The 3,925-nt window shown below is 71.4% G+C and carries 3 protein-coding genes; all 3 read left to right on the forward strand.

The annotated features are described in order from the left end of the window. Window positions 1–192 precede the first annotated feature (192 nt). On the forward strand, window positions 193–2,472 hold the full coding sequence (locus AOK11_RS27920; RefSeq protein WP_055596491.1) for an FdhF/YdeP family oxidoreductase: 2,280 nt from the start codon (window positions 193–195) through the stop codon (window positions 2,470–2,472). A gap of 122 nt (window positions 2,473–2,594) precedes the next feature. Next, window positions 2,595–2,953: hotdog fold thioesterase (locus AOK11_RS40690; RefSeq protein ID WP_107098693.1), on the forward strand; the 359-nt coding region annotated here is incomplete at its 3' end. A 69-nt stretch (window positions 2,954–3,022) separates the two neighbouring features. Next, window positions 3,023–3,532 (forward strand): hypothetical protein, encoded by a 510-nt coding sequence (locus tag AOK11_RS27925; RefSeq protein WP_240497510.1) that lies wholly within the window; start codon window positions 3,023–3,025, stop codon window positions 3,530–3,532. The last annotated feature ends 393 nt before the right edge of the window (window positions 3,533–3,925 follow it).

The raw sequence follows: 3,925 nt of genomic DNA on the forward strand, positions 1-3,925 counted from the left end.
GTCATGGCCGCCGCCCCCGCCCCGGCGCTTCGCCCCCCTTCCTCTACTCGAAGCCGCACGCAATCCCTCGAAACCGTTCGCAACCGTTCACGGGGGAACGCCCCCGCCCCGCCAGGAGCCCGCCGTGGCCGTCACGTCCCGTGCGAGGATTCGGAGCCGTATGTCACACGTGTACGCGAAGAGGAGTGCGCGATGGCCAGCAAGCCGCCCAAGGGCGACCCGGTCCAGGACGCGCCGAAGGTCGCCGAGCCGAAACGCTCGGCAGCGGGCCTCACGGCGATAGGCCACAGTCTGCGTATGGCCCACCAGCAGATGGGCGTGAAACGCACGGCGCTGACCCTTCTCAGCGTCAACCAGAAGAACGGTTTCGACTGTCCGGGCTGCGCCTGGCCGGATCCCGAGCACCGGCACACGGCGGAGTTCTGCGAGAACGGCGCGAAGGCCGTGGCCGAGGAGGCCACCCTGCGACGGGTCACCCCCGAGTTCTTCGCCGAGCACACCGTCGCCGACCTGGCCGGCCGCAGCGGCTACTGGCTGGGTCAGCAGGGCCGCCTGACCCACCCCGTGTACCTCCCGGAGGGCGGTGACCGCTACGAGCCGGTCACCTGGGAGCGCGCCTTCGACATCGTCGCCGAGGAGATCGGCGCCCTCGGCTCCCCCGACGAGGCCGTCTTCTACACCTCCGGACGCACCAGCAACGAGGCCGCGTTCCTCTACCAGCTGTTCGCGCGTGAGCTCGGCACCAACAACCTGCCCGACTGCTCGAACATGTGCCACGAGTCCTCCGGCTCCGCCCTGTCCGAGACGATCGGCGTCGGCAAGGGCAGCGTTCTGCTGGAGGACCTCTACCGGTCCGACCTGATCATCGTCGCCGGCCAGAACCCGGGCACCAACCACCCGCGCATGCTGTCCGCCCTGGAGAAGGCCAAGGCGAACGGCGCACGGATCATCAGCGTCAACCCGCTTCCCGAGGCCGGCCTGGAGCGCTTCAAGAACCCGCAGACGCCCAAGGGCCTCACCACCGGCGCCGCCCTCACCGATCTGTTCCTGCAGATCCGTCTCGGCGGCGACCAGGCCCTCTTCCGCATCCTCAACAAGCTGATCCTCGACACGCCCGGTGCCGTCGACGAGGACTTCGTCCGTGAGCACACCCACGGTTACGAGGACTTCGCCGAGGCCGCCCGCGCCGCCGACTGGGACGCCACCCTCACCGCGACCGGCCTCACGCGCGAGGACATCGAGAAGTGCCTGCGCATGGTCCTCGCGTCGAAGCGCGTCATCGTGTGCTGGGCGATGGGCCTCACCCAGCACAAGCACTCCGTGCCCATGATCCGGGAGATCGTCAACTTCCTGCTGCTGCGCGGCAACATCGGCCGCCCCGGCGCGGGCGTCTGCCCGGTGCGCGGCCACTCCAACGTGCAGGGCGACCGCACCATGGGCATCTTCGAACGGCCCGCGGAGGCGTTCCTGGACGCCCTGGAGAAGGAATTCGGCTTCAGCCCGCCGCGCGAACACGGCTACGACGTCGTACGGGCCATCCGCGCACTGCGCGACGGGCGGGCGAAGGTCTTCTTCGCCATGGGCGGCAACTTCGTCTCCGCCTCCCCCGACACGGAGGTCACCGAGGCCGCGATGCGCCGGGCCCGGCTGACCGTGCACGTGTCGACCAAGCTGAACCGCTCGCACGCCGTCACGGGAGCGCGCGCCCTCATCCTGCCGACCCTGGGGCGCACCGAACGCGATCTGCAGGGCAGCGGCGAGCAGTTCGTGACGGTCGAGGACTCCATGGGCATGGTGCACGCCTCCCGCGGCCGCCTCGAACCGGCGAGCGGGCAGCTGCTGTCCGAACCGGCCATCGTCTGCCGGCTGGCCCGCCGCGTCCTCGGCTCCGGCAGCAAGGTGCCGTGGGAGGAGTTCGAGAAGGACTACGCGACGATCCGCGACCGCATCGCCCGCGTGATCCCCGGCTTCGAGGACTTCAACGCGCGCGTGGCGAACCCCTCGGGCTTCACGCTCCCCCACGCCCCGCGCGACGAGCGGCGCTTCCCGACGGCCACCGGCAAGGCCAACTTCACCGCCGCCCCGGTCGAGTACCCCGAACTGCCGAAGGGGCGGCTCCTGCTGCAGACACTGCGCTCGCACGACCAGTACAACACCACGATCTACGGCCTCGACGACCGCTACCGCGGCATCACGAACGGCCGCCGCGTGGTGCTCGTCAACCCCGAGGACGCGCGCGAGCTGCGGCTCGCGGACGGCTCGTACGTCGACCTGGTCGGCGAGTGGAAGGACGGTGTGGAGCGCAGGGCCCCCGGATTCCGCGTCGTGCACTACCCGACGGCCCCTGGCTGCGCCGCCGCGTACTACCCGGAGACCAACGTGCTGGTGCCGCTGGACGCGACCGCCGACACCAGCAACACCCCGGCCAGCAAGTCCGTCGTGGTCCGTCTGGAACAATCCACGACCGACTGAGCGTTTGCTCAGTGGTGTGGGAGGCACTGCCGCGGACGCGGCGCAAGAGCGTCCGAAGCGGCAGTGCCCCACCGCCGCAGCAATGCACGACGGACGAACCACGACGAACGGAGCCCGGCCCCATGGGAGAGCAGCAGCACGTGAAGTTCCCGCAAGAGGTCATCGACGAGTACGCCGCGCTCGGCGTGGACCTGGGGGCACTGTTCTCCGCCGGCCACCTCGGCACCCGCATGGGCGTGCAGATCCTGGAGGCCTCGGCCGAGCGGGTCGTCGGGACGATGCCGGTGGAGGGCAACACCCAGCCCTACGGGCTGCTGCACGGCGGCGCCTCCGCCGTCCTGGCCGAGACCCTCGGATCGGTGGGGTCGATGCTGCACGGCGGCGCCGCCAAGATCGCCGTGGGCGTCGACCTCAACTGCACCCACCACCGCGGCGCGCGCTCCGGCCTGGTCACCGGGGTCGCCACCCCGGTGCACCGGGGNNCGACCGCCCCGCACCACCCGTTGCCCGGCCATTGCCCGGGAACATCGGGGTGCCCTACCGTTCCGGCATGGAACGGGGAGGCGCCACCCGGCCCGCCGTGCGGGGCCCCGGCCGCCCCCTGCTCGCCACGGTGCCCCTCCCGACACCTCCGGCGCTCCCGGCACTCCTCCCGACGGTCTTCACAAGAGCGTTTCCGGCCTCCCTCCCGGTCGCCCTCGCGACCGTCCTCCTGGCAGCCGGATGCGGCCCGTCCGGACGCACCGGCGCCCCGGCACCGTCCCTGCCGCCGCCCTCCCCGGCGCCTTCACCGTCGGCGACCGCTCCCAAGGACGTGTGCGCACGGGTCGTCGCCCACTGGGCCCGTGAGGTGCTGGACGGCACCGCCTACGGCGACTACCAGTCGATGGGCCTGTCCAACGGCCAGTACGACATCCTGCGCGACGCCGTGGACGCCGCCCGCCCCGTCCGCGAGCGCCAAGGCGCCGCAGTCGCCCACGACGTGATCGACCGTCACGTCGACGAGGCCTGCGCCGCACGGCACCGCACCGGCGGACCGGACGAAGGCGCCTGGCGATGAGCGCCATCGGCCCCGTGGAACCCGGCGGCGAAACCCGCCTCTCGGCCCCGCCGCCACTCCCCCACGGACCCCGCGGCCCTCTCGGCTCCCACGGACACCTCGCGCGGCTGTACGGACGTCACCGCCGGACCGTGCTCGCCGCCCTCACCGCAGGGGCCGTCCTCACGGCCGGCGTCCTCCTGTACACCACACGCCCCCGGCAACCCCCGCCACCCGCACCGCCGTTTCCGTCCCAGGTGACCGCCGTCACCTACCTGAAACCGCAGGCCAGAGGCCCGGAAACAGACAAACGGAATTTCAGCTTCATCGTCGAACTCACCGTGGAATCAGGACCTCCGGTCACCGTCACCCACATATCCCAGCCCTACACAGGCCTTTCGACGACCTCCAGCC

The sequence above is a fragment of the Streptomyces hirsutus genome, assembly GCF_001418415.1.
GTDB classification, from domain to species: domain Bacteria; phylum Actinomycetota; class Actinomycetes; order Streptomycetales; family Streptomycetaceae; genus Streptomyces; species Streptomyces hirsutus.